Origin of the sequence: Mesorhizobium sp. M1342 (assembly GCF_040317955.1) — a bacterium.
Taxonomy (GTDB): Bacteria; Pseudomonadota; Alphaproteobacteria; order Rhizobiales; family Rhizobiaceae; genus Mesorhizobium.
This window is the reverse complement of sequence record NZ_JAMYLI010000007.1, coordinates 142,330-161,676: the sequence shown is the minus strand read 5'-3', so window position 1 is coordinate 161,676 and position 19,347 is coordinate 142,330. Positions and strand designations below refer to the sequence as shown.

The 19,347-nt window shown below is 63.4% G+C and carries 16 protein-coding genes; 10 read left to right on the top strand and 6 right to left on the bottom strand.

Going from position 1 to position 19,347, the window contains the following annotated elements:
* Positions 1–57 precede the first annotated feature (57 nt).
* Both NKH06_RS09470 and NKH06_RS09465 read left to right on the top strand, forming a co-directional pair.
* A complete protein-coding gene (locus tag NKH06_RS09470) occupies positions 58–912 on the top strand; it encodes an NAD-dependent epimerase/dehydratase family protein (protein ID WP_023809098.1) in 855 nt (284 codons plus the stop codon).
* Complete coding sequence (locus NKH06_RS09465; protein ID WP_023809097.1) at positions 909–1,715, top strand: SDR family NAD(P)-dependent oxidoreductase; 807 nt, start codon at positions 909–911, stop codon at positions 1,713–1,715. The genes NKH06_RS09470 and NKH06_RS09465 overlap by 4 nt, the downstream gene beginning before the upstream one ends.
* Here the strand turns inward: NKH06_RS09465 and NKH06_RS09460 are convergent.
* The 6 genes from NKH06_RS09460 to NKH06_RS09435 form a co-directional block, all read right to left on the bottom strand.
* Positions 1,712–2,782, bottom strand: a complete 1,071-nt coding sequence (locus NKH06_RS09460; RefSeq protein ID WP_352440742.1) for a Gfo/Idh/MocA family oxidoreductase — start codon at positions 2,780–2,782, stop codon at positions 1,712–1,714. The two genes, NKH06_RS09465 and NKH06_RS09460, sit on opposite strands and share 4 nt — an antisense overlap.
* A 1-nt stretch (position 2,783) precedes the next feature.
* A complete protein-coding gene (locus tag NKH06_RS09455) occupies positions 2,784–3,692 on the bottom strand; it encodes a carbohydrate ABC transporter permease (protein ID WP_352440741.1) in 909 nt (302 codons plus the stop codon).
* Complete coding sequence (locus NKH06_RS09450) at positions 3,692–4,627, bottom strand: carbohydrate ABC transporter permease (RefSeq protein ID WP_352440740.1); 936 nt, start codon at positions 4,625–4,627, stop codon at positions 3,692–3,694. The genes NKH06_RS09455 and NKH06_RS09450 overlap by 1 nt, the downstream gene beginning before the upstream one ends.
* The gene (locus tag NKH06_RS09445) at positions 4,624–5,562 is read right to left on the bottom strand and encodes a sugar phosphate isomerase/epimerase family protein (protein WP_352440739.1); all 939 of its coding nucleotides are present in this window, start codon (positions 5,560–5,562) and stop codon (positions 4,624–4,626) included. Before NKH06_RS09445 ends, NKH06_RS09450 begins: the two co-directional genes overlap by 4 nt.
* 110 nt (positions 5,563–5,672) lie before the next feature.
* On the bottom strand, positions 5,673–7,025 hold the full coding sequence (locus NKH06_RS09440; protein WP_352440738.1) for an ABC transporter substrate-binding protein: 1,353 nt from the start codon (positions 7,023–7,025) through the stop codon (positions 5,673–5,675).
* A gap of 260 nt (positions 7,026–7,285) precedes the next feature.
* Entirely contained in the window at positions 7,286–8,071 is a 786-nt protein-coding gene (locus NKH06_RS09435; protein WP_128302613.1) for an SDR family NAD(P)-dependent oxidoreductase, read from the bottom strand.
* 98 nt (positions 8,072–8,169) lie between these two features.
* On the opposite strand from NKH06_RS09435, the gene uxuA reads away from it, so the two are divergent.
* The 8 genes from uxuA (at position 8,170) to NKH06_RS09395 (ending at position 19,323) form a co-directional block, all read left to right on the top strand.
* Positions 8,170–9,354, top strand: coding sequence for a mannonate dehydratase (gene uxuA, locus NKH06_RS09430; RefSeq protein ID WP_128302612.1), 1,185 nt, complete (start codon positions 8,170–8,172; stop codon positions 9,352–9,354).
* A 341-nt stretch (positions 9,355–9,695) separates the two neighbouring features.
* The gene (locus NKH06_RS09425) at positions 9,696–11,105 is read left to right on the top strand and encodes an LLM class flavin-dependent oxidoreductase (protein ID WP_128302611.1); all 1,410 of its coding nucleotides are present in this window, start codon (positions 9,696–9,698) and stop codon (positions 11,103–11,105) included.
* Positions 11,102–12,340 carry an acyl-CoA dehydrogenase family protein gene (locus NKH06_RS09420; RefSeq protein WP_352440736.1) on the top strand — a complete coding sequence of 413 codons (1,239 nt, stop codon included), beginning with the start codon at positions 11,102–11,104 and terminating at the stop codon, positions 12,338–12,340. The genes NKH06_RS09425 and NKH06_RS09420 overlap by 4 nt, the downstream gene beginning before the upstream one ends.
* A gap of 8 nt (positions 12,341–12,348) precedes the next feature.
* Complete coding sequence (locus NKH06_RS09415) at positions 12,349–13,773, top strand: LLM class flavin-dependent oxidoreductase (RefSeq protein ID WP_352440735.1); 1,425 nt, start codon at positions 12,349–12,351, stop codon at positions 13,771–13,773.
* Entirely contained in the window at positions 13,770–14,915 is a 1,146-nt protein-coding gene (locus tag NKH06_RS09410; protein WP_352892815.1) for an LLM class flavin-dependent oxidoreductase, read from the top strand. The genes NKH06_RS09415 and NKH06_RS09410 overlap by 4 nt, the downstream gene beginning before the upstream one ends.
* Before the next feature lie 50 nt (positions 14,916–14,965).
* On the top strand, positions 14,966–16,228 hold the full coding sequence (locus tag NKH06_RS09405) for an acyl-CoA dehydrogenase family protein (RefSeq protein WP_206637988.1): 1,263 nt from the start codon (positions 14,966–14,968) through the stop codon (positions 16,226–16,228).
* On the top strand, positions 16,225–17,442 hold the full coding sequence (locus NKH06_RS09400) for a GNAT family N-acetyltransferase (RefSeq protein ID WP_352440733.1): 1,218 nt from the start codon (positions 16,225–16,227) through the stop codon (positions 17,440–17,442). The genes NKH06_RS09405 and NKH06_RS09400 overlap by 4 nt, the downstream gene beginning before the upstream one ends.
* A 123-nt stretch (positions 17,443–17,565) precedes the next feature.
* Positions 17,566–19,323 carry an ABC transporter substrate-binding protein gene (locus NKH06_RS09395; RefSeq protein WP_352440732.1) on the top strand — a complete coding sequence of 586 codons (1,758 nt, stop codon included), beginning with the start codon at positions 17,566–17,568 and terminating at the stop codon, positions 19,321–19,323.
* Positions 19,324–19,347: the final 24 nt, after the last annotated feature.

The following is a 19,347-nucleotide window of genomic DNA, read 5'->3' as shown; positions in this document are numbered from 1 at the left end:
ATTTGTATGACCATCAACAATATTCAAGCCGCTTAATTGCGGAGCCGAGGCCGAGATATGAAAACCATCGTCACCGGAGCCAGCGGCCTGCTTGGCCGCCATGTGGCCGAGGCTCTGGTTGCGGCCGGCCACGATGTGCTTGGTGTCGATGCCGTGGTGCCGGGTGAGGTCGCATGGCGCCACGCAACCGCCGATTTGACCGATCTGGGATCGACGCTGCAGCTGGTGCGCGATTGCGATGCCGTTGTGCATGTCGCGGCCATTCCGCGGCCGACCGGCCGGGCCGGCGGCGAGGTGTTCAAGACCAACATCACGACCGCCTACAATGTGGTCGAGGCAGCTGCCATGGCCGGCGCCAGGCGCTTCGTCTATGCCTCGTCCTTCAGCGTTTTCGGCTATCCCTTTTTCGAGAAACCTGTGCGGCCGCCCTATCTGCCGGTCGACTTGAACCATCCGGTCGGCGCGCAGGACCCGTACGGCCTGTCGAAATGGCTGGGCGAGGAAATCGTCGACGCGGCGGTGCGCCGGGGGGCCTTCTCGGCGGTCAGTATCCGCATGCCGTGGATCCAGACGCCGGGTTCTTTTTTCGAGGGCGTCGGGCCGCGCCGCGCCACCGCCGACAGTGCCCGCGACCTGTGGGCCTATCTCGATGCGCGCGACGCCGGGCAGGGCTTCCTGCGGGCGCTTGAATGGCAAGGCGATGGCCATCTGCGCGTCCTCCTGAGCGCCGCCGACACATTCATGGAAGAGGAGACCGAAGCGCTCGTGCGCCGGGTCTATCCTGATGTCGCTCTGTCGCGGCCGATCGCCGGCTTCGGCGCCGTGCTCGACACGGTCCATGCGCGCGAAACGATCGGTTTCGAACCAAAGTATTCATGGCGTTCCTATCCAAAGCCGGAGACCGAAGGATGAAACGGTTCGACCAGAAAAAGGTCCTCGTCACCGGCGGCGCCGGCGCGATCGGCAGCGCAGCGGTGCGGCGTTTCCTTGACGAAGGCGCGCGGGTCGCCATTGTCGACCGCAATGGCGCGGCGGCGCGGCAATTGGCCAGCTCCCTCGGCGACGACGCCCTGGCGATCGAGGCTGACGTCACCGATGAAGCGGATGTGCGGCGCGCCGTCGCAACGATCGTCGAGGCGTTCGGCGGCCTCGACGTGGTGTTCAACAATGCCGGAATTTCCGGCGTCGTCGCTCCCGTTCACGACCTGCCGGTCGAAGACTGGGATACGACCATCCGCATCAATCTGCGCGGCATCTTCCTCGTGCTGCAGGCGTCGCTTCGGGCGATGATCGAGGCCGGGACCGAAGGCTCGATCGTCAACATGGGCTCGTCCATGGCCGGTTGGGACATCCTTTCGGGTGGTGCCGGCTATGTCGCTTCCAAACACGGGGTGGTCGGCCTGACGCGGGTCGCAGCGCTCGATGCCGCGCCTTACGGCATACGCGTCAACGCCATCTGCCCCGGCGTGATCGAGACGACGCTTGGCGTGCCGGTTTCCGGCGACGGCGAATTCAAGAGCAGCGTCCAGCATTTCGCCGACCGCATTCCGTTGCGCCGCATCGGCCAGCCGGACGATGTCGCGGCCGCCGTGGCTTTCCTGGCCTCCGACGAGGCGAGGCACGTCACAGGCGTGGATTGGCTGATCGACGGCGGCCAGACCTTGCAGAGCTGGGCCAACGCGCCGGCTGGCGGCGCGTTTCCGAAATTTCGCTAAAGTCTTTTCGGCGGCATTGCCTGGATGATCCGAACGGCAAGATCGAGATCGGCGAGCCCGCCCGAAAGCGGCGTGCGCGGCTTCGCGCCGCCATGGACGCAATCGGCGAAATGCAGCCATTCGCGGCGGAACGACGTATCCGGAACGCCAGGCAGAGCGCGTTCGGATGCAGCTTCGCCTGTGGTTTCGCGCAGCCGGACGGTCGCCGAGGCATTGCGGAAATAGGGGTTCTGGAATTCGATCCGCACCTCGTCGCGCTCACCATGCACGTGGATCCACTCGTCCCACCATTCATACTGGGCAAGTGCCATGTCGAAGAGGCAAGGGACGCCGCCATAATCGAGCACGGCCAGCAGCTGGTTGGGACCGGTCTGCTGTGCATGCACGACGCGGTCCGGCGTGCCGAAAGCGCCGCGCATGACGGCAAGGTCGTGGCTGGCGAGGCTGAGCAGTACAAGATAGAGATCGCGATAGCCGGCATGGTCCACACCGAGCGCCGCCTCGATGCGCCGAGCGACCGTTTCGCGTCCCGCCGCTAACACATCGGCCGGCACGTCGGTGACCCTGGTCTGCGTGTAGAGTTGGCCATAACGGTCGAAGCGGCCCGCGAAATCGTGGACATGGATCGACTTCGGCCGGCCGATGGCGGCGATGCGCTCCAGCCCGATCTCATAGCCGGGATCATAGAATTTCATGTAGCCGACAAGGGCGACGAGGCCGCTCCGCTCGGCCTGCTCGACCAGCGGGCGCGCCTCCTGCGGCGTGAAGGCAAGCGGCTTCTCGACGATCAGGTGCTTGCCGGCTCGGATTGCATCGGCGACCATCTCGCCATGATCGTAGGTGCAGATCACGACCGCATCGACATTCGGGTCGGCAAGCAGCGCGCGATGGTCGGTATATCTGGCAGTGACGCCATAATGTTCCGCCACCTTGTCGACCGTGCCGGGAGAGATGTCGCACAAGGCGGCGATGCGAAACGCCGGCAATTCCATGAGATAAGGCAAGTGCATCAACTGGGCGATCTCGCCGCAGCCGATGACGCCAACGCCAATGACGCGATCCTGCATGTCAACCCTTCACGGCGCCGGCTGTCAGGCCGGCGATGAACTGCCGTTGCATGGCGACAAAGACGACGATCACCGGCAGTGTCGTGATCGTCAACGCGGCGAAATAGAGCGTCCAGAGCGAGTCGTATTGCTGGAAGAAGCTGACCAGTCCAAGCGGAATGGTCTGCACTAAAGGGTCGCGCAACAGCAGGAAGGCCAGGAAGAAATCGTTCCAGATCTCGATGAAGCCGAAGATGAGGATCAGCGCCACGCCCGGCCGCACCAGGGGCAGCATGATGTGGATCAGGATCTCGAGCCGGCTGGCGCCATCGATGCGAGCGGCATCTTCGAGGTCGGCCGGCAATGTGATGAAGAAGCTGCGCAGGATGAAGACCGAAAGCGGCAGCGACGTCGCGGCATAGATGAAGGCAATGCCGAGCCGGCTGTTTATCAGGCCGAGATCGCGCGCCACCAGGAACAGCGGAATGGCCATCACCTGCGGCGGCACCAGCATGGCCGCAACTGCGACTGCGACCACAAGACCGCGTCCGGGGAAACGAAGACGCGCCACCGCATAGGCGCACGGCGTCGCGACGGCCACCAGGATGATCAATGCCGAGCCGGTGACGAAGATGCTGTTGACGATGCGCGATCCCATGCCGGCGATCCGCCAGGCATCGGCATAGTTCTGCAGCACCAGGCTCGATGGCGGACCCCAGACATTGCTGAGCATTTCCTGTTTGGTCTTGAGCGAACCGAACAGCACCCAAAGCAGCGGATAAAGGGTCTCGAAGAGCACGAGAATGAGCGCGGCATAGATGCCGCCAAGTTCGAGGATGCCGCGCATGCCGAGGCGCTGCATGAGCCCGCGACGGCGAGAGCCGGCGGCGCCATCATCCAGGGGAAGCGGAGGGTTGGCGGCTGCTCTCATCAGACGTCGAGCCTTTGCCGCCGCATCAGGGCCAGCAGGCCGACGCTGGCCAGCCCGACGATCATGAACAGCACATAGCCGATCGCCGCGGCGTAGCTCATGGCGCCGTCCTGGAAGGCCTTGCTCATCATGTAGGTGAGCACCACTTCGGTGGCGTGGTTCGGACCACCCTTGGTCAGGACATAGACGATGTCGAAGTTGCGCACGAAGGCGCCGGAAAGGCCGAGGATGGTGTTGATGAAGATGATCGGCATCATCATCGGAACGGTGACGTGCCGGAAGCGCTGCAAGGGGCCGGCGCCGTCCATCTTCGCCGATTCATAAAGCTCCGAGGGGATCGTCTGCAGCCCGGCCAGATAGATGACGGCATGGAAGCCGAGCCATTTCCAGACATCGACGACGATGATCGAGTAGAGCGCGATGTCGGCGTCGCCGAGCCATGATCGTTTCAGCCCGGCGAGGCCAATGAGATCGAGCCCGCTGTTGAGCAGGCCGAAGACGGGATTGTAGATCCAGGACCAGAGCAGGCCGACGGCGACGAAGGACATCGTCACCGGGATGAAGGCGGCGGCGCGAAAGAAGGCGCGGCCGAGCAGCGCCCGGTTCAGAAGCAGCGCCAGCCCGAGGCCGAGCACGTTCTTCAGGACGACGACGGCAACGACGAAAATCAGATTATTGCGCAGCGCACCGAGGAAGATGCGATCATGCGCCAGGCGCATGTAGTTGGAAAAGCCTGCCCAGGTCGGGTCGGAAAACCCGTCCCAATTGTGCAGGCTGAGCCAGAAGCCGTTGACGAACGGCCAGAGGTAGAAAAGACCGAAGAGGATCGCGGCGGGCAGGATCATGACGAAGGCCGTAGCCCCGTCCCCGGCATCGAAACGCCAGGTGCCGGATCGGCTCGAAACAGGAGCCGCCTTTTGCGGTCGCGTGCTCACGCGGCCTTCGCGCCTTGCGGGGTCAGCACCAGCCCGAGCGTGTCCCTGACATAGGCGATGCTCTCGAGCGTGCTTTGCTCTGCCGTTTTCCTGGACGCATCCAGCTCGATGATGGCGAGCCCATCGTAGTTTGCATCCAGCAGGACGTCGACGATGCCGGCGAGATCGACGACCCCGGCGCCGAGCTCGCAAAAGGCGCCATAGCGGTCATAGCCCTTCAGCGCCGGATCGACCCTGGTGTCCTTGAAATGCATGTAGCGCACGGCCGAAATGTAGGTCTTTACCGCGTCGACCGGATCGGAATTGGTATGCGCAAGATGCGCCGGATCGATGCACAGGCCGGCCAGATCGGTATCCAGTTCATCCATCATGCGATCGAGCTGGTCGCGGCGCTCGATGAAGGTGTCGAGGTGCGGGTGATAGACCGTCTCGATGCCAAGGTCCTTTGTCCGCCTGCCGATATCCTCGAGCGCCCGGCAAAAGGCGCGGTAGTCGTCGGCCGTGTGCGCCCCGGCAGCGGCTTCCGATGGACCGCCGCCGAGAACCAGCACCGGTGAGCCGAACCCCTTCAACATCCTGGTCAGCGCGACGAGCACATCCCGTTCATAGGGCCAGGCGACGGGGTTGGTGAAGATCGCATTGACGTAGAAGGAGGAGAGCTTGATGCCATACTCGCTCTGGCCTTCCGACAGCAGCGCATAGCGCCGCAAGATGTCGGTGTCGGTGGTCACCCCCATCGGCGCCTGGTTGCCGAGCTGCATGTATTTGCGGGCGTATTGGTCCGACAGGCTGGTGAAGGCGAGGATCTCGAACCAGCCGAAGCCCTGGTCTGCCAGGAACTTGATGGCTGGCCGTAGCGGAAGGCCGGTCAGGTCCCAGCTGTTCAGATGATAACCGATCGAGAAGCGCTGCCGTTCGGCGCGATGTGTCGTCATGTGTTCTCTCCGATGGGCGAGGCTGCCCGAAGCAGGCAGCCTCTGTTTTTCTTGCCTGGCGCATCAGCCCGACCGGATGTGCGCTCGCTTGCAGGCGCTACTTCAGGGCCTCATTTGGGCGGCCAACTGCCCTGGGCCTTGAGGTCGTCGAAAATGGCCTGGATCGATGCGGCGGCATCTTCGGGCGTGGTCGTGCCACCGACGATGCCGGCGATTGCCGAAGACGTGGCGCTCGCGACCTCCGAGGGCCAGATCCAGTCGAGGAACTTGATCGTGTTCGGGAAGGCTTGCTTGCGCAGTTCGACGGCATAGGCATCGTCGACCTGCGGCACGCCCTTGATCGAGGCCGCGATCGGCTGTTCCGGCGCGAGGTAGAGCGTCGCGACCTCGGGCCTTGTCAAATATTCGATGAACTTGACCGCGGCATCGAGCTTCTCGGGCGGGATCGAGGAGGCGACGCACATGCCGTTGTCGGCACCGCCGCCATGGCCAGGCGCGCCCGGCGTTCCGTCCATTTTCGGAAAGGCGAAGACGCCCCATTTGAAGTCCTTGACGCTCGACTGCAGCGACGGGATTTCCCAGGTGCCGCCATAATACATGGCGCTCTTGCCGGCGGCGAAGGCCGCACGCATGCCGTCCTGGTCGACGGAAAGCGAATCCTTGGAAAGGATGCCATCATCGACCCATTGCTTGATCAGCTTGAACCCCTCGACATCGGGCGCGTCGGTGAATTTCGCCGTGCCCTCGAGGTTCTTCTGCGTCTTGCCGACCGGGTCGCCCGAGGCCTGCGAAAAGGTCTCGAAGTACCACATCGGCCACATCACGGTGTTAGAGCCCTGATGCAGCAGAGGGATCACGCCCGCGGTCTTGAACTTCGGCACGGCTGCCTTCAGGTCGTCATAGGTTGGCGGGACAGGAATGGCGAGCTTCTGAAAGAGATCGACATTGTAGAAGATCGTCGATGTCGACAGCGTCGAGATCGGCACGCCGTAGACTTGGCCGTTGACCGTGAAGGCGCCAAGTGCGGCGGCGTCGATCCTGTCCTGGAACGGCTTGATCTTGTCGGTAATCGGCATCACCAGTTTTCGCCTGACATAGGCGCCATTGGTGTAGAAGGCCGGGCAGGCGATCAGATCCATTTCCTGGTTTGCAAGTTTTGCGGTCATCACGCGCTGGATGGAATCGGTTTGCGGCCCCTGGGCATCCCACTCGACCGCGGCGACGTCGGGGTTGGCCTTGAGGAAGCCGTCGATAACCTGCTGCTGGATTTTCTTCTGCTCGTCCGGCGGTTGGCGCGGCGCGAGTTCGTCGAGCGCCGAGCCGCCGAAGATCTTGAGCGTGATCCCTTCGGCGTGGCCGATGCCGGGCACTGTGATCAGGCCGAGGCCTAGCAGTGCGGTGGCAAGGATGGGAGCGGCGGAACGTTGTTTCGGACGATGGGTCACTCTCTGCTGAAGGGGCATCTGGCTCTCCTTTACGCCAATGCCGAGGGGCAACCTCGGGACCAATATCGTTGATGGTCATATGATCTTGGTCGCCTGTTGATGTTTTTGTCAATCGGCAAGAATGCCTATTATTTCATCGATCGCACCGCCCCCCTTTCGTGTTCGGCGTGGCCCGTGCGGTGTTCGATTTGCCTGGGCAGTGATCTGCAAGAAGATCGGCAAACCAATTGTCGGATGCCGGCTGGTCCCGGTAACGGACAAGCCCCAATCTTCGCGATCTACTTCACGCCGATGCCGGCGGTCAGGCCGCCATCGATCTTGTAGTCCGCGCCAGTGCAGAAGCCGGCCTTCGACGAACACAGGAAAGCGATGAGTTCAGCCACTTCCTCCGGCTCGCCGATGCGCCCGATGGGGTGCGCTTCGCCGAAGCGCTTGTAGGCGGCCTCGACATCGGCATCCGTGCCGTTCTCGCCGCGGGCGGCCTTCTCCAGGATCGGGGTGCGGATCGAGCCCGGGCTGACGGAATTGACGCGGATGCCGGAGCGCGCATGGTCGAGGGCCAGGGCACGCGTCAGCGTGTGGATGGCGCCCTTGGTGGTGGCATAGGCGGCGACGTTTTGCTGGCAGGCAAAGCCCTGCACCGAAGCGACGTTGATGATGGCGCCGCCGCCCCTGCGGACCATTTCCGGGATGCCGAAATGCGCTGTCAGATAGATCGACCCGACATTGACCGACATCGCCCTGTTCCAGGTCTCGAAATCGGTGCTGGTCGCGGTTCCGTACGGATGCACCGCCGCCGAATTGACGATGATATCGAGGCCGCCGAACCGCTCGACGCCAGTCGCGACCGCGTCGCGAACCTGATCGGGCACGGAGACGTCGGCGCCTATGACCAGCGCCCCGGCTGCGGAGCTTTCCAGTTCCCATTTCAGCGCAGCGTTGGCCGCGCGGTCGATGCCGCAGGCGACGATCGCAGCACCCCCTGCAGCGAGGCGTCTGGCGGTTGCGAGGCCAATCCCGGTCGTGCCCGTCACCAAAGCCACCTTGCCGTCGAAATCCTTCATTGGGAAAACTCCTTCATTCGCTGTCCGAAACCGTTCCTAGTTTGACACCCATTGTGGTCCAACAATAGGTTGCCGTTCTCTCGCAGAAGGAAGCGGCAATGGAACAGTGCTGGCGCTGGTATGGACCGAACGATCCGGTAACGCTCGATCATGTCAGGCAGGCCGGTGCGACCGGCGTGGTGAGCGCCTTGCACGATATCTACGACGGTCGCGCCTGGCCGCTCGAGAGCATTCTGGAGCGCAAGCGTGTCATCGAGGCCGCCGGCCTGACATGGTCGGTGGTCGAGAGCATTCCGGTCCACAACTCCTTCAAGATCGGCACGCCGGAACGCGAGCGCTACGCCGGCTACTATCGCGACTCAATCCGCGCGCTCGCCAAGGCCGGCATTGCGACGGTCTGCTACAATTTCATGCCGGTGGTCGACTGGACGCGCACGGATCTCGCCTATCGGCTGCCAACGACAGGTTATGCGCTGCGTTTCGACGCGATCGATTTCGCGGCCTACGATTTGTTTGTGCTGAAGCGCGTCAATGCCGAGGCCGGCTATACCCCCGCCCGCATCGCCGAGGCGGAAGCGCGGCTGAAGGAATTGAGCGGCGAGGCGATCGACAGGATCGAGCGCAATCTGATCGCCGGCCTGCCGGCAACCGAGCGCAGTTATAACAGGGACAGTTTTCGCGAGGCCCTGGCGGAATACGACGCGATCGGGCCAGGGGAGCTGCGCGACAATCTTGCCTGGTTCCTGCGCGAGATCATTCCTGTGGCCGAAGAGGAGGGGGTGCGCATGTGTATCCATCCCGACGACCCGCCCTTCTCGCTCTATGGCCTGCCACGCATCGTTTCGACCGCCGAGGATGCGCGTTTCATCCTCAACGCCGTCGACAGCCCCGCCAACGGCCTGACGTTCTGCACCGGCTCTTATGGCACGCGCGCCGACAACGACATCGTCGCCATGGTCAAGGAATTCGCCGACCGCATCCATTTCGCCCATCTGCGCAACATCACCATCGAGGATGACGGCTCGTTCCACGAGGCCGAGCATCTCGAGGGCGGCACGGACATGGCGAATGTGATTCTCGCTCTGATGCAGGAAGAGGCACGCCGCCGCCGAGAGGGCCGTGCCGACTGGCGTATTCCGATGCGGCCCGACCATGGCCATCTGCTCGCCGACGACATCGGCAAGACCAGGATCAATCCCGGCTATTCGCTGATCGGCCGGCTGAAAGGCCTCGCCGAGCTGCGTGGCATCATGCGCGCCATCGAGCGGTTCGAGCTGGCTTGAGCGGGCCCCTCAGTTCGGCTGGCAGGATCTGAAACTATCGCGCCGGTTTTGCACTTCCGCGGTGCTTATATGCCACATTGCTGAGAAACGCCCTGGGTCGCATCGCGCCAGGGCAGCCATGCGCTGCCGCAGTTCGGCGAAGCTGGGCATGGATTGTCCGCATGGCTTGACGACAACCTTGGTGATGCGGCTCGACACTGGCCGCTTCGACACCATCCAGTAATGGATTGTCACAAACACCGCGATCTTTAGGAAAAATCTCCACGCGCGATGCTTTGAATTACACTAAATCCATAGACAAAGATCGATCCCGTGCTGAGCGCGTTTGTCTGGGTTGTCATATGGCAAAATCTCCTATTATTCTCAATGGCTTCACCATGAATGCCGTCTCCCATGTCGCCTACGGCCTTTGGCGTCATCCGGCCGACCAGGCCTATCGACATGCCGAGCTCGACTACTGGATCGAACTTGCCAAAGCACTGGAGGAGGGCGGCTTCGATTGCTTGTTCATCGCCGACGCGCTGGGCCTTCTCGACGTCTATGGCGGTGGATACGACGCCTCGCTGGCAAAGGGCGTGCAGTCCCCCGTCAACGATCCGCTGTTGCTGGTCTCAGCGCTTGCCGGCGCGACAAGCCGGCTGGGTTTCGGCGTCACCGTTTCGACGACCTACGAAAAGCCATATCTGCTGGCGCGCAAATTCACCACGCTCGATCATCTCACCAAGGGGCGGATCGCCTGGAACGTCGTCACCTCGCAGCTCGACAGCGCGGCGCGCAATCTCGGTCTCGACAGGCAGGTGGCGCATGACGAGCGCTACGAGATCGCCGACGAGTTCATGGATGTCGCCTACAAGCTCTGGCAGGGTTCCTGGGAAGACGGTGCCCTGGTGCGTGATCGCGGCAGCGCCGCCAACCCGGACGGTCTCTATACCGATCCGGAAAAGGTCCATCCGATCGGTCATTCCGGTCGCTACTTCAATGTTCCGGGTCCGCATCTCTCGGAGCCCAGTCCGCAGAGGGTGCCGGTGCTGTTCCAGGCGGGCGGTTCGCCGCGCGGCCAGCGCTTTGCCGCTCGTCACGCGGAGGTGGTCTTTGTCGCCGGTGCCGATGTCGATGGCATCCGCCGCAATGTCGCTGAGGTGAAGCGGCTTGCCCGCGATGAAGGCAGGGCTCCAGGCAGCATCAAGTTCATATCCGCGGTCTCGGTGATCACGGATGAAACCGACGCCGCCGCGGCCGCCAAGCTCGCTGACTACAGGTCGCACTACGATGTCGAAGGCGCGCTGGTGCATTATTCGGCAACGACCGGCATCGATTTTTCCAGGCACGATCTCGACCAGCCTATCCGCTACACCGAAACCGATTCCAACCGCTCCCTGCTGCGCATGTTCGACGACCCGTCGTCGGGCCGCCAGTGGACCTTGCGCCAGGCGTTTTCCCCGGAGGGCGGTTTTGGGCGCGGCAAGTCGTTTGTCGGCGGTCCGAAGACCGTTGCGGACGAGCTCGAGCAATGGCTGGAAGCCACCGATACCGACGGCATCAATTTGACGCATGTGGTCAGCCCCGGCAGCTTCATCGATTTCTCCGCCCATGTCGTTCCCGAGTTGCGGCGGCGCGGGCGCATTCGCGAGGATCTCGGTCCCTCGCTGCGCTCCAGGCTCTTCGGGCGTGACAGCCGCCCGCCCGCCGATCATCCGGCGGCGCAACACGCTTTCTCGCAGGGCCGTCAGCCGGAGGCTTTGGTATCATGACCATCCACGCCACCGTTCAGCATGAACAGCGCAGCGATTTCCAAGGCTGGGCCGAGAAGGCCGAGGAGGTCGTGCGCGAACTCAAGCGAACAGCTGCAGCGCGCGATCTGGCCGGGGCCGCCCCGCATGCCGAGATAGACCTTTTGCGTCTGGCCGGCCTGCTGACGATCTATATTCCCAAGCGATTTGGCGGCGGTGGCGCGACGCCGACCGAAGTGCTCAGGATCGTCCGCATCCTGGCCAGGGGCGATACATCGATAGCCCAGATCGTCATCTACCATCTCTTCGGCACGGCAATCGGATTGGACGGCGACAACAAGTCCCTGATCGAAAGACGGCTTCAAGGCTTTCTCTCCAAGGGCTGGTTTCATGCCGGCATCGCGCAGGCCGCCTATGAGCCGCTTGTCGAGGCGAGGCAGGTGGACGGCGGTTTCGTGCTCAACGGCGCCAAGCCTTTCACCAGTGGTGCGCAGGTGGCCGACACGCTGCAGGTCTGGGTGCGCTTTGCCGGGAGCACGCGGATCGCCGGCACCGATGCCAGCGGTCATATCGGCCAGTTCATCGTCGCCAACCCCACGTCAGGCCTCAGCTTCGGCAATGACTGGGACAATATCGGCCAGAGGCTAACGGTGAGCGGCAGTGCGGCGCTCGAAAATGTCGCCGCATCCGCCGACGATCTGGTCGGGCATTGGCCTGATGATACGGTTCATCCGCCGCATGCCACGCTGCATGTGCCGATCGTTCATGCAGCCTTCGGCGAACTTTATCTCGGCACCGCCCTTGCCGCCCTGGAAGACGCCAGGGATTACGTCACCCAACGCGGCAGGCCATGGCTGTCCTCGCCGGCAAAGAAAGCCTCCGAGGACACGCTGGTTGTCGAGCGCTTCGGCCGGCTTTCGATCGCGCTGGCGTCCGCGCAGGCGCTCGCGGACGCCGCCGGCGAGGCCGTGCAGCGCGCCTTCGAGCGAGGCAGGGATCTCACCGCGGAAGAGCGTGGCCATGCCGCGGCAATCGCCTACCAGTCGAAGGTGCATTCGACCGAGGTCGCCCTGGAGGTGACGTCGCGCATATTCGAACTGACCGGCGCCCGCTCCACGGCGCGCTCGTTCGGCTTCGACCGCTACTGGCGCAACGTCCGCACCCACAGCCTGCATGATCCCGTCCACTACAAGGTGCTGGAAGTCGGTGACTTCGCGCTTAACGGCCGTGTGCCGCCGCCAACCTACTATTCGTGAGCCGAAGCATGGTAAGTTCCACCCATAAGGCGGTCAAGCCTCTCATCCTCAACGGCTTCGGTATGACCGTGGTCGGTCACGTGTCGGCGGGCCTCTGGCGTCATCCGAGCGACCGCGCCAACACCTACACCAGCCTCGAATACTGGACCTCGCTGGCCAAGCTGCTCGACGACGGCGGCTTCGACGCGCTGTTCCTCGCTGACGCGCTTGGCCACCTCGATGTCTTCCGGGGGACACCGGATGCGTCGCTGCGCACCGCAGCCCAGTCGCCGGTCAACGACCCGCTGCTGCTGGTCTCGGCAATGGCCGCCGCCACCAGGCATCTCGGCTTCGGCATCACCGTGTCGACCACTTACGAGCAGCCCTATCTCCTGGCCCGCAAGTTCACCACGTTGGATCATCTGACCAAGGGCCGCATCGCCTGGAACGTCGTCACCTCGGTTCTGGAATCGGCGGCGAAGAATCTCGGTCTGGAACGCCAGATCGACCATGACGAGCGTTACGATCTGGCGCAGGAATTCCTGGATGTCACCTACAAGCTCTGGGAGGGATCCTGGGAGGACGGGGCGGTCGTGCACGATCGCGAGAAGGGGCTCTACACCGACCCTTCCAAAGTCCATCCGATCGGCCATCTCGGCAAATATTTCTCCGTGCCCGGCGCGCATCTCGCGCAGCCCAGTCCGCAGCGCACGCCGCTTCTGTTCCAGGCGGGAACCTCGCCGCGCGGGCGCGAATTCGCTGCTCGCAACGGCGAGGTGGTGTTCCTCGGCGGCACCAGCACGGCCTCCATCCGCCGCTCGGTCGAGGCGATCCGTGCCCGCGCCGTCGAACTCGGACGGGCGCCGGATGCGATAAAGTTTATCACCGCGGTCACCGTCATCACCGGAGCCACGGACGAAGAGGCTGAGGCCAAGCACAAGGACTATCTATCCTACACCAGTGTCGAAGCGGCCCTGGCGCTGTTTTCGGCATGGACCGGCGTCGACTGGTCGCAATACCCACTCGACCACCCGCTCGAATATATCGAGACAAATGCCGGCCGTTCAGCCCTTGCCAATCTGACGCGGATCGATGCCGACCGGCGCTGGACCGTGGCCGGGATCGCCGAGTATATCGGGCTCGGCGGCATCCATCCCAAGCTGGTCGGCTCACCGCAGAGGATCGCCGACGAGCTCGAACGCATCGCCGATGAATCCGGCGTCGACGGCTTCAACCTGGCCTATGTCGTCAGTCCGGGCACGTTCGAGGACTTCATCGAATTCGTCGTCCCGGAGCTGCGGCGGCGGGGTCGCATCCGGGAACGTGGCGCGCCCGGCACCACGATCCGCGAGCGCTTCCAGGGAGCGGGCCAGCGGCTGCTGCGCGACGACCATCCGGGAACAGCCGCACGCGACCGCTCGAACTGGGGTACCATCGTCGAGGCGGCCGAGTGAGCGGCATCCATCTCCACTGGTATCTGCCGACCAACGGCGACAGCCGGGAAATCGTCGGCTCTGGCGATGATTCCCCTCTCGGCAACGGCCCGTCACGATCGCGGTTTCGGGAAGCGAGCCTCGATTATCTCTCGCTGGTCGCCAAGACCGCGGAGACGTTGGGCTTCGAAGCTGTGCTGACGCCGACCGGAACCTGGTGCGAGGATGCCTGGATAGTCACGGCAGCACTGGCGCAGGTCACCACGCGGTTGAAGTTCCTCGTCGCCTTCCGTCCCGGCCTGATCTCGCCGACGCTGGTCGCCCACCAGGCGGCGACCCTTCAGCGCATATCGGGTGGGCGGCTGCTGCTCAACGTCGTCACCGGAGGCGATCCGCTGGAGCAGAAACGCTTCGGCGATCATCTCGGCCACGACCAGCGCTATGAACGCACGGGAGAGTTCCTCGAGATCCTGCGCGGCGTGGTCCTGCCAGCCGGTTCGGGCCGGCGCTTCGATTTCAGGGGAAAGCACTATGACATCGAAGGCGCCCAGATCGATTTCGGCAAATGGCCGCTTCCCGATATCTTCTTCGGTGGCGCAAGTGGTGCTGCGCAAGCGGTCGCCGCGCGCCATGTCGACACCTATCTGGTCTGGGGCGAGAGCCCGGCAACCGAGGCTGCCCGGATAGGCCATGTGCGGGAACTCGCCGCCGCGCAGGGCCGCAAACTAAGCTTCGGCATATGCCTGCATGTCATCAGTCGCGATACCGAGGCGCAGGCCTGGGAGGAGGCCGAGAGGCTGCTGGAGAGACTGACGCCGGAGCGGATCGCGCAGGCGCAGGCAATCCTGGCGCGCACGGAATCGGCCGGCCAGCGCCGGATGAACGCGTTGCATAGCGACAGCGGCACCGCGGCGCTCACCGCGCGCAGCGTGCGCGATCTCGAAATATCGCCGCATCTGTGGGCCGGCTACGGCCTGGTTCGCGGCGGCGCCGGCATCGCGATCGTCGGCAGCCACGAGCAGGTGGCGTCGCTCATCGAGGAGTACCACGCCGTCGGTTTCGACCACTTCATCCTGTCGGGCCAGCCGCATGTCGAGGAAGCCTATCATTTCGCCGAAGGCGCGCTGGCGGTCTTGAAATCGAAGGGGCTGCTCGCAGCCTGAAACATGTGCGGCCTTTGGTGGTCGCGACAATGGAGCATGACGAGAAGACAATGTCGGACATTCAGATCTATCCGGGCCTCAGCGACGCCGAATTCGAGACCTGGGCCGAGAAGGCCCGCGACGTGGCGCGGCAACTCGCGGCAACGGCGCTCGAACGCGACCGGGCAAACAAGGACCCGGTGGAAGAACTGGCGCTGCTGCGCGAAAGCGGCCTGCTCGGCTTGGCTGCGCCACGCGAATTCGGCGGCGCCGGCGCAAACCTCGTCCAGGCGCTCAAGATCAGCCGCATCATCGCGGCCGCCGACGGCTCGATCGGACAACTGATCGCGTATCATTATTCCAACGGTGTCTGGACTTACATTCTCGGCACGCGTCAGCAGTGGGAAAAGACGGCGCGTGGCGTCGGCGCACAAGGCTGGTTCCAGGGCGGCGTCAGCAACCCGCGCGACCAGTGGAACGAGATCGAGCATGTCGGCGACCGCCGCTTCCTGAACGGCAGACGCACCTTCGCAACCGGCGCCTCGGTGGCCCAAGTCATCACCGTCAGCCTCTGGGACAACGGCAAACGCGCTCACTATCAGATCCCGCCGACGCGCAAGGGCATCAGCTTCGGCGGCGACTGGGACAATCTCGGCCAGAGACTGACGGCGAGCGGCAGTGTCACTTTCGACCGTGTCGAAGTCTTCGAGGATGAGCTGCTCAGCGCCCTCGACGATTATGAGGGCGATGTCGAATTGCGCGACGGCCTGCGCGTCCTGTTCAGCCAGCTCATCTTCATCAATTTCTATCTCGGCATCGCCGAGGGCGCTCTTGCCGCCGCCGCCGATCATGTCCGCCGCTTCGGCCGGCCCTGGCCGGAGTCCGGGCTGGAACGGGCGATCGACGATCCCTACCATCTGGTGCTGTTCGGCCGGCTATCCGCCGGCATTGCGGCGGGCATAGCAATCGCCGACAAGGCCGCGGCGCTTTACGAGGCGGCACTGCATGCCGGAGCGTCGGTGACGGCGCAGCAATGGGGCGAACTCGCAACGATCATCGACCAGGGCAAGATCGTCGCCAACGACGTCGTGCTCGACGTGACGGCGCGCATCTTCGAAGCGACGGGCGCGCGCTCGACGGCCAACAAATATGGCCTCGACATCTATTGGCGCAACGCGCGCACCCATACCGTCCACGATCCGGTCTCCTACCGGGCGCGCGAGGTCGGCACATATCTGCTGGCCGAAACGCTGCCGAGACCGCGAACCTATGCGCAGCCGCCGCAGCCGGAAGCGCACAAGCCTGAAGCCGTGCCCACGCGGAAGGCATCATGATATCGGATGTGCGCCTGCTGGCCGGGAAGGCCGAACTCGCGCAGGCCGCACGCACCTTCCGCACGGCCATGGTCGGCCTGCCGCCGCTCGGCCCGATCGACGACGCGCTGATCGACAGACTGTTCGAGCCGGATCGCACCTGGGGCGCCTTCGACGGCGAGACACTCGTTGGCACAACCGACTCCTATTCGGGACGGATCGCGGTTCCCGGCGGCGCCTGGTTGCCGCAGGCCGCGGTCACCCATGTCGGCGTGCTGCCCACCCATACGCGGCGTGGCGCCGCCACGGCGCTGTTCAAGGCGCAGCTGCGCGCCGCGCGCGAACAGGGCGAGGCGGCGGCCACCTTGCGGGCCTCCGACGCGCGCATCTACGGCAACTTTGGCTATGCGATCGCCAATACTTCTGTCAGCCTGGAAGTCGACACCCAGCGCGCGCGCCTGCGGGCAGGGCTGACGTACTCCGACAAGATTCGGCTGATCGACAGCGACGATGCCTGGGCGATACAGGCGCGCATCTACGCGGGTCAGCCTGTTTCGCGCGCGGGCGTCATCACACGCTCGGCCTATTGGTGGGATTTTCAGGCGTTGCGCCAGACGCACAGCGGCACGCCTAACTACGTCGCCGTTCACGGCGACAAGGGTTCGGAAACCGGGTTCGTGCGCTATCACCCTGTCGGCCTCGACAGCTGGTTCACCAGCTCGGAACGCACCATCGTGGTCGATGATATCGTGGCCTACAGTCCGGCCGCCTATGTCGCGCTGGTCGCACATCTGCTGGCGGTCGACCTGCCGCATCGCATCGTCTTCTGGAGCCGTCCCGCGGACGATCTGCTGCCGTGGCTGTTCGAGGATTTTCGAAGCGTTCGCGTTTCGGCGGCGCGCGACGAAACATGGCTGCGGCTCCTGGACGCTGAAAAGGCTCTAACAGCCCGGTCCTATGCCGGGCAGGGCAGCGTCGTGCTGGAAGTCTCCGATGCCATCCTGCCCGAGAACGCGACCAGGCTGCGCCTCTCGCCAGAAGGAGCCGAGCGCACCAATCTGTCCGCCGCCGTGGTGACGGACGTGGCCGCGGTTTCGGCGGCCTATCTCGGCGGCGTGAAGTGGTGGCAGCTCGCGCAGACGGGGCGCCTCGGCGACTTCGACCGGGCTGCGGTCGAAACGCTCGACACGCTGTTCACGGCGCCGGCCTTGCCTCATTCCGGAACAATGTTTTGACAGGCGGAGCTAATATAAAATGTATTTTGAAAGTGTGTTTGAAAAATGGGTAATTTTATCTCAAAATTATTCTTGCTAAATGCAATGGTATTTTGAAGAATTATTTATAATCGGAGAGAAGTAATGACAAAACATGTTGCGCGTAAGTTATTATTGGGAATTGCAGGTGGCATTCTGTCGATTTCTGTTCTTGGTTCATCCGCGCAAGCGGAAGATCTGAAACATGGCGGGGTCCTGCGGATTGCTTCGATCCAGTCCGATCTCGATGCGTTCGATCCGCTCACCGGCTACAGCATCGATTCCTGGGAAATCCTGCGCGCAACAACGCGCCAGTTGGTGACCTATCCCGGCTCGCCAGCCGGCCTCAAGGAGGACACCACGCTCGTGCCGGATCTCGCCAAGTCCTGGGACATCAGCGACGACGGCAAGGTCTACACCTTCCATTTGAAGGACGACGTGTTCTTCTCCGGCAGCATCGAGCGCAAGATCGTCGCCAGTGATTTCGTCTATGGCGTCAAGCGCTTCTGCGATCCCAACAAGCAGGTCGCCGCCATCAACTATTTCAACCTCGTGATCTCCGGCTTCGTCGACTATTGCAAGGAATTCGCGAAAGTGCCGACAGGCGATCTCGCTGCGACCAAGGCTTTCACCGACACGCACGAGATTGCCGGCGTCTCGGCTCCCGACGAGCACACGCTGGTCATCAAGTCGGACACCAAGAACTACGACTTCCTCAACATCCTTTCGATGAATTTCGTGTCCCCGGTGGCGCCCGAGATCGCGTCCAAATATTTCCCGGACTCGCTGGAGTCGCGCAAGAACCTGCCGTCCAGCGGCCCTTACTATGTCGACACCTATGAGCAGGGTCAGAAGCTGGTTCTGAAGAAGGCAAAGAATTTCAAGGCGGAGTCCGACCAGGCGCGCAGGGCCTATGCCGATGAGATCGATATCGATTTCACCGCCAACAGCGAGGACAGCGTCGTCCAGAAGATCATCGCCGGTGAGGCTGATCTGTCGCTCTATCTCGACATCCCGCCCATTCCGACGATCCAGCGCTTCCTGTCGCAGAAGAGCCCCGACATCCATGTGACGAACAGTGGATCGGCGAACTTCATCACCTTCAACCAGCGGCCGGAGGTCAAGAGCGACGGGGCCGAGGCGCTGCGCAAGCTGAAGGTCCGGCAGGCGCTGACCTATGCGGTGAACCGCGAACATCTGGCGCAGACCCAGGCTGGCTCGATCGGCGCGGTGCCGCTCACCCAGATCATCACCTCGACCATTCTCGGCTACGAGAAGTTCGACCCGTATCCGACCGAAAGCTACAGGGGTGATCCGGCCAAGGCAAAGGAACTGCTCGCCGAAGCGGGATATCCGAATGGCATTGCGTTCGACGCGATCTACAGGGGCAACGCGCAGTTCGAAGCGATTGCCGTGACGCTGAAGGAGGATCTGGAAGCAGCGGGTATCACGCTCAACCTGATCCCGATCCCGCCGACGCAGTGGTACGCCTTCATCCAGGATCCGAAGAGCCGCTGGGACGTGTCCCTCGGCGGCACATTCTCCCCGGACTGGCAGGGACCGAGCACGCGCATGCTCCTCGGCGGCTGGCTGAATTCGGACGCGGCACCTTGCGGCACCGGCAACGTCCACGCCATCTGCTACAGCAATCCGGAACTCAACAAGCTCGCGGCGCAGGCCTATCCCTCCGACGATCCGGGACCGATCTGGACGAAGGCCGACAAACTCGTCTCCGCCGATCTGCCATGGATCCCGTTGTTCGAGAAGCGCAAGGTCGTGGTCACTTCCGATCGCCTCGCCAACTGGGTGTGGTCGTCGCTGGCCGTGAATGCCGACATCACCAACATAGCCCTCAAGCAGTAGCAAGGCCGGATTGGCAAAAGGAGG

What these genes read in the sequence shown, in the direction of transcription:
- NKH06_RS09470 (WP_023809098.1), top strand. Translation starts at nt 58, where the DNA reads ATGAAAACCATCGTCACCGGAGCCAGCGGCCTGCTTGGCCGCCATGTG.
- NKH06_RS09465 (WP_023809097.1), top strand. Translation starts at nt 909, where the DNA reads ATGAAACGGTTCGACCAGAAAAAGGTCCTCGTCACCGGCGGCGCCGGC.
- NKH06_RS09460 (WP_352440742.1), bottom strand. Translation starts at nt 2,782, where the DNA reads ATGCAGGATCGCGTCATTGGCGTTGGCGTCATCGGCTGCGGCGAGATC.
- NKH06_RS09455 (WP_352440741.1), bottom strand. Translation starts at nt 3,692, where the DNA reads ATGAGAGCAGCCGCCAACCCTCCGCTTCCCCTGGATGATGGCGCCGCC.
- NKH06_RS09445 (WP_352440739.1), bottom strand. Translation starts at nt 5,562, where the DNA reads ATGACGACACATCGCGCCGAACGGCAGCGCTTCTCGATCGGTTATCAT.
- NKH06_RS09440 (WP_352440738.1), bottom strand. Translation starts at nt 7,025, where the DNA reads ATGCCCCTTCAGCAGAGAGTGACCCATCGTCCGAAACAACGTTCCGCC.
- NKH06_RS09435 (WP_128302613.1), bottom strand. Translation starts at nt 8,071, where the DNA reads ATGAAGGATTTCGACGGCAAGGTGGCTTTGGTGACGGGCACGACCGGG.
- uxuA (WP_128302612.1), top strand. Translation starts at nt 8,170, where the DNA reads ATGGAACAGTGCTGGCGCTGGTATGGACCGAACGATCCGGTAACGCTC.
- NKH06_RS09425 (WP_128302611.1), top strand. Translation starts at nt 9,696, where the DNA reads ATGGCAAAATCTCCTATTATTCTCAATGGCTTCACCATGAATGCCGTC.
- NKH06_RS09420 (WP_352440736.1), top strand. Translation starts at nt 11,102, where the DNA reads ATGACCATCCACGCCACCGTTCAGCATGAACAGCGCAGCGATTTCCAA.
- NKH06_RS09415 (WP_352440735.1), top strand. Translation starts at nt 12,349, where the DNA reads ATGGTAAGTTCCACCCATAAGGCGGTCAAGCCTCTCATCCTCAACGGC.
- NKH06_RS09405 (WP_206637988.1), top strand. Translation starts at nt 14,966, where the DNA reads ATGTCGGACATTCAGATCTATCCGGGCCTCAGCGACGCCGAATTCGAG.
- NKH06_RS09400 (WP_352440733.1), top strand. Translation starts at nt 16,225, where the DNA reads ATGATATCGGATGTGCGCCTGCTGGCCGGGAAGGCCGAACTCGCGCAG.
- NKH06_RS09395 (WP_352440732.1), top strand. Translation starts at nt 17,566, where the DNA reads ATGACAAAACATGTTGCGCGTAAGTTATTATTGGGAATTGCAGGTGGC.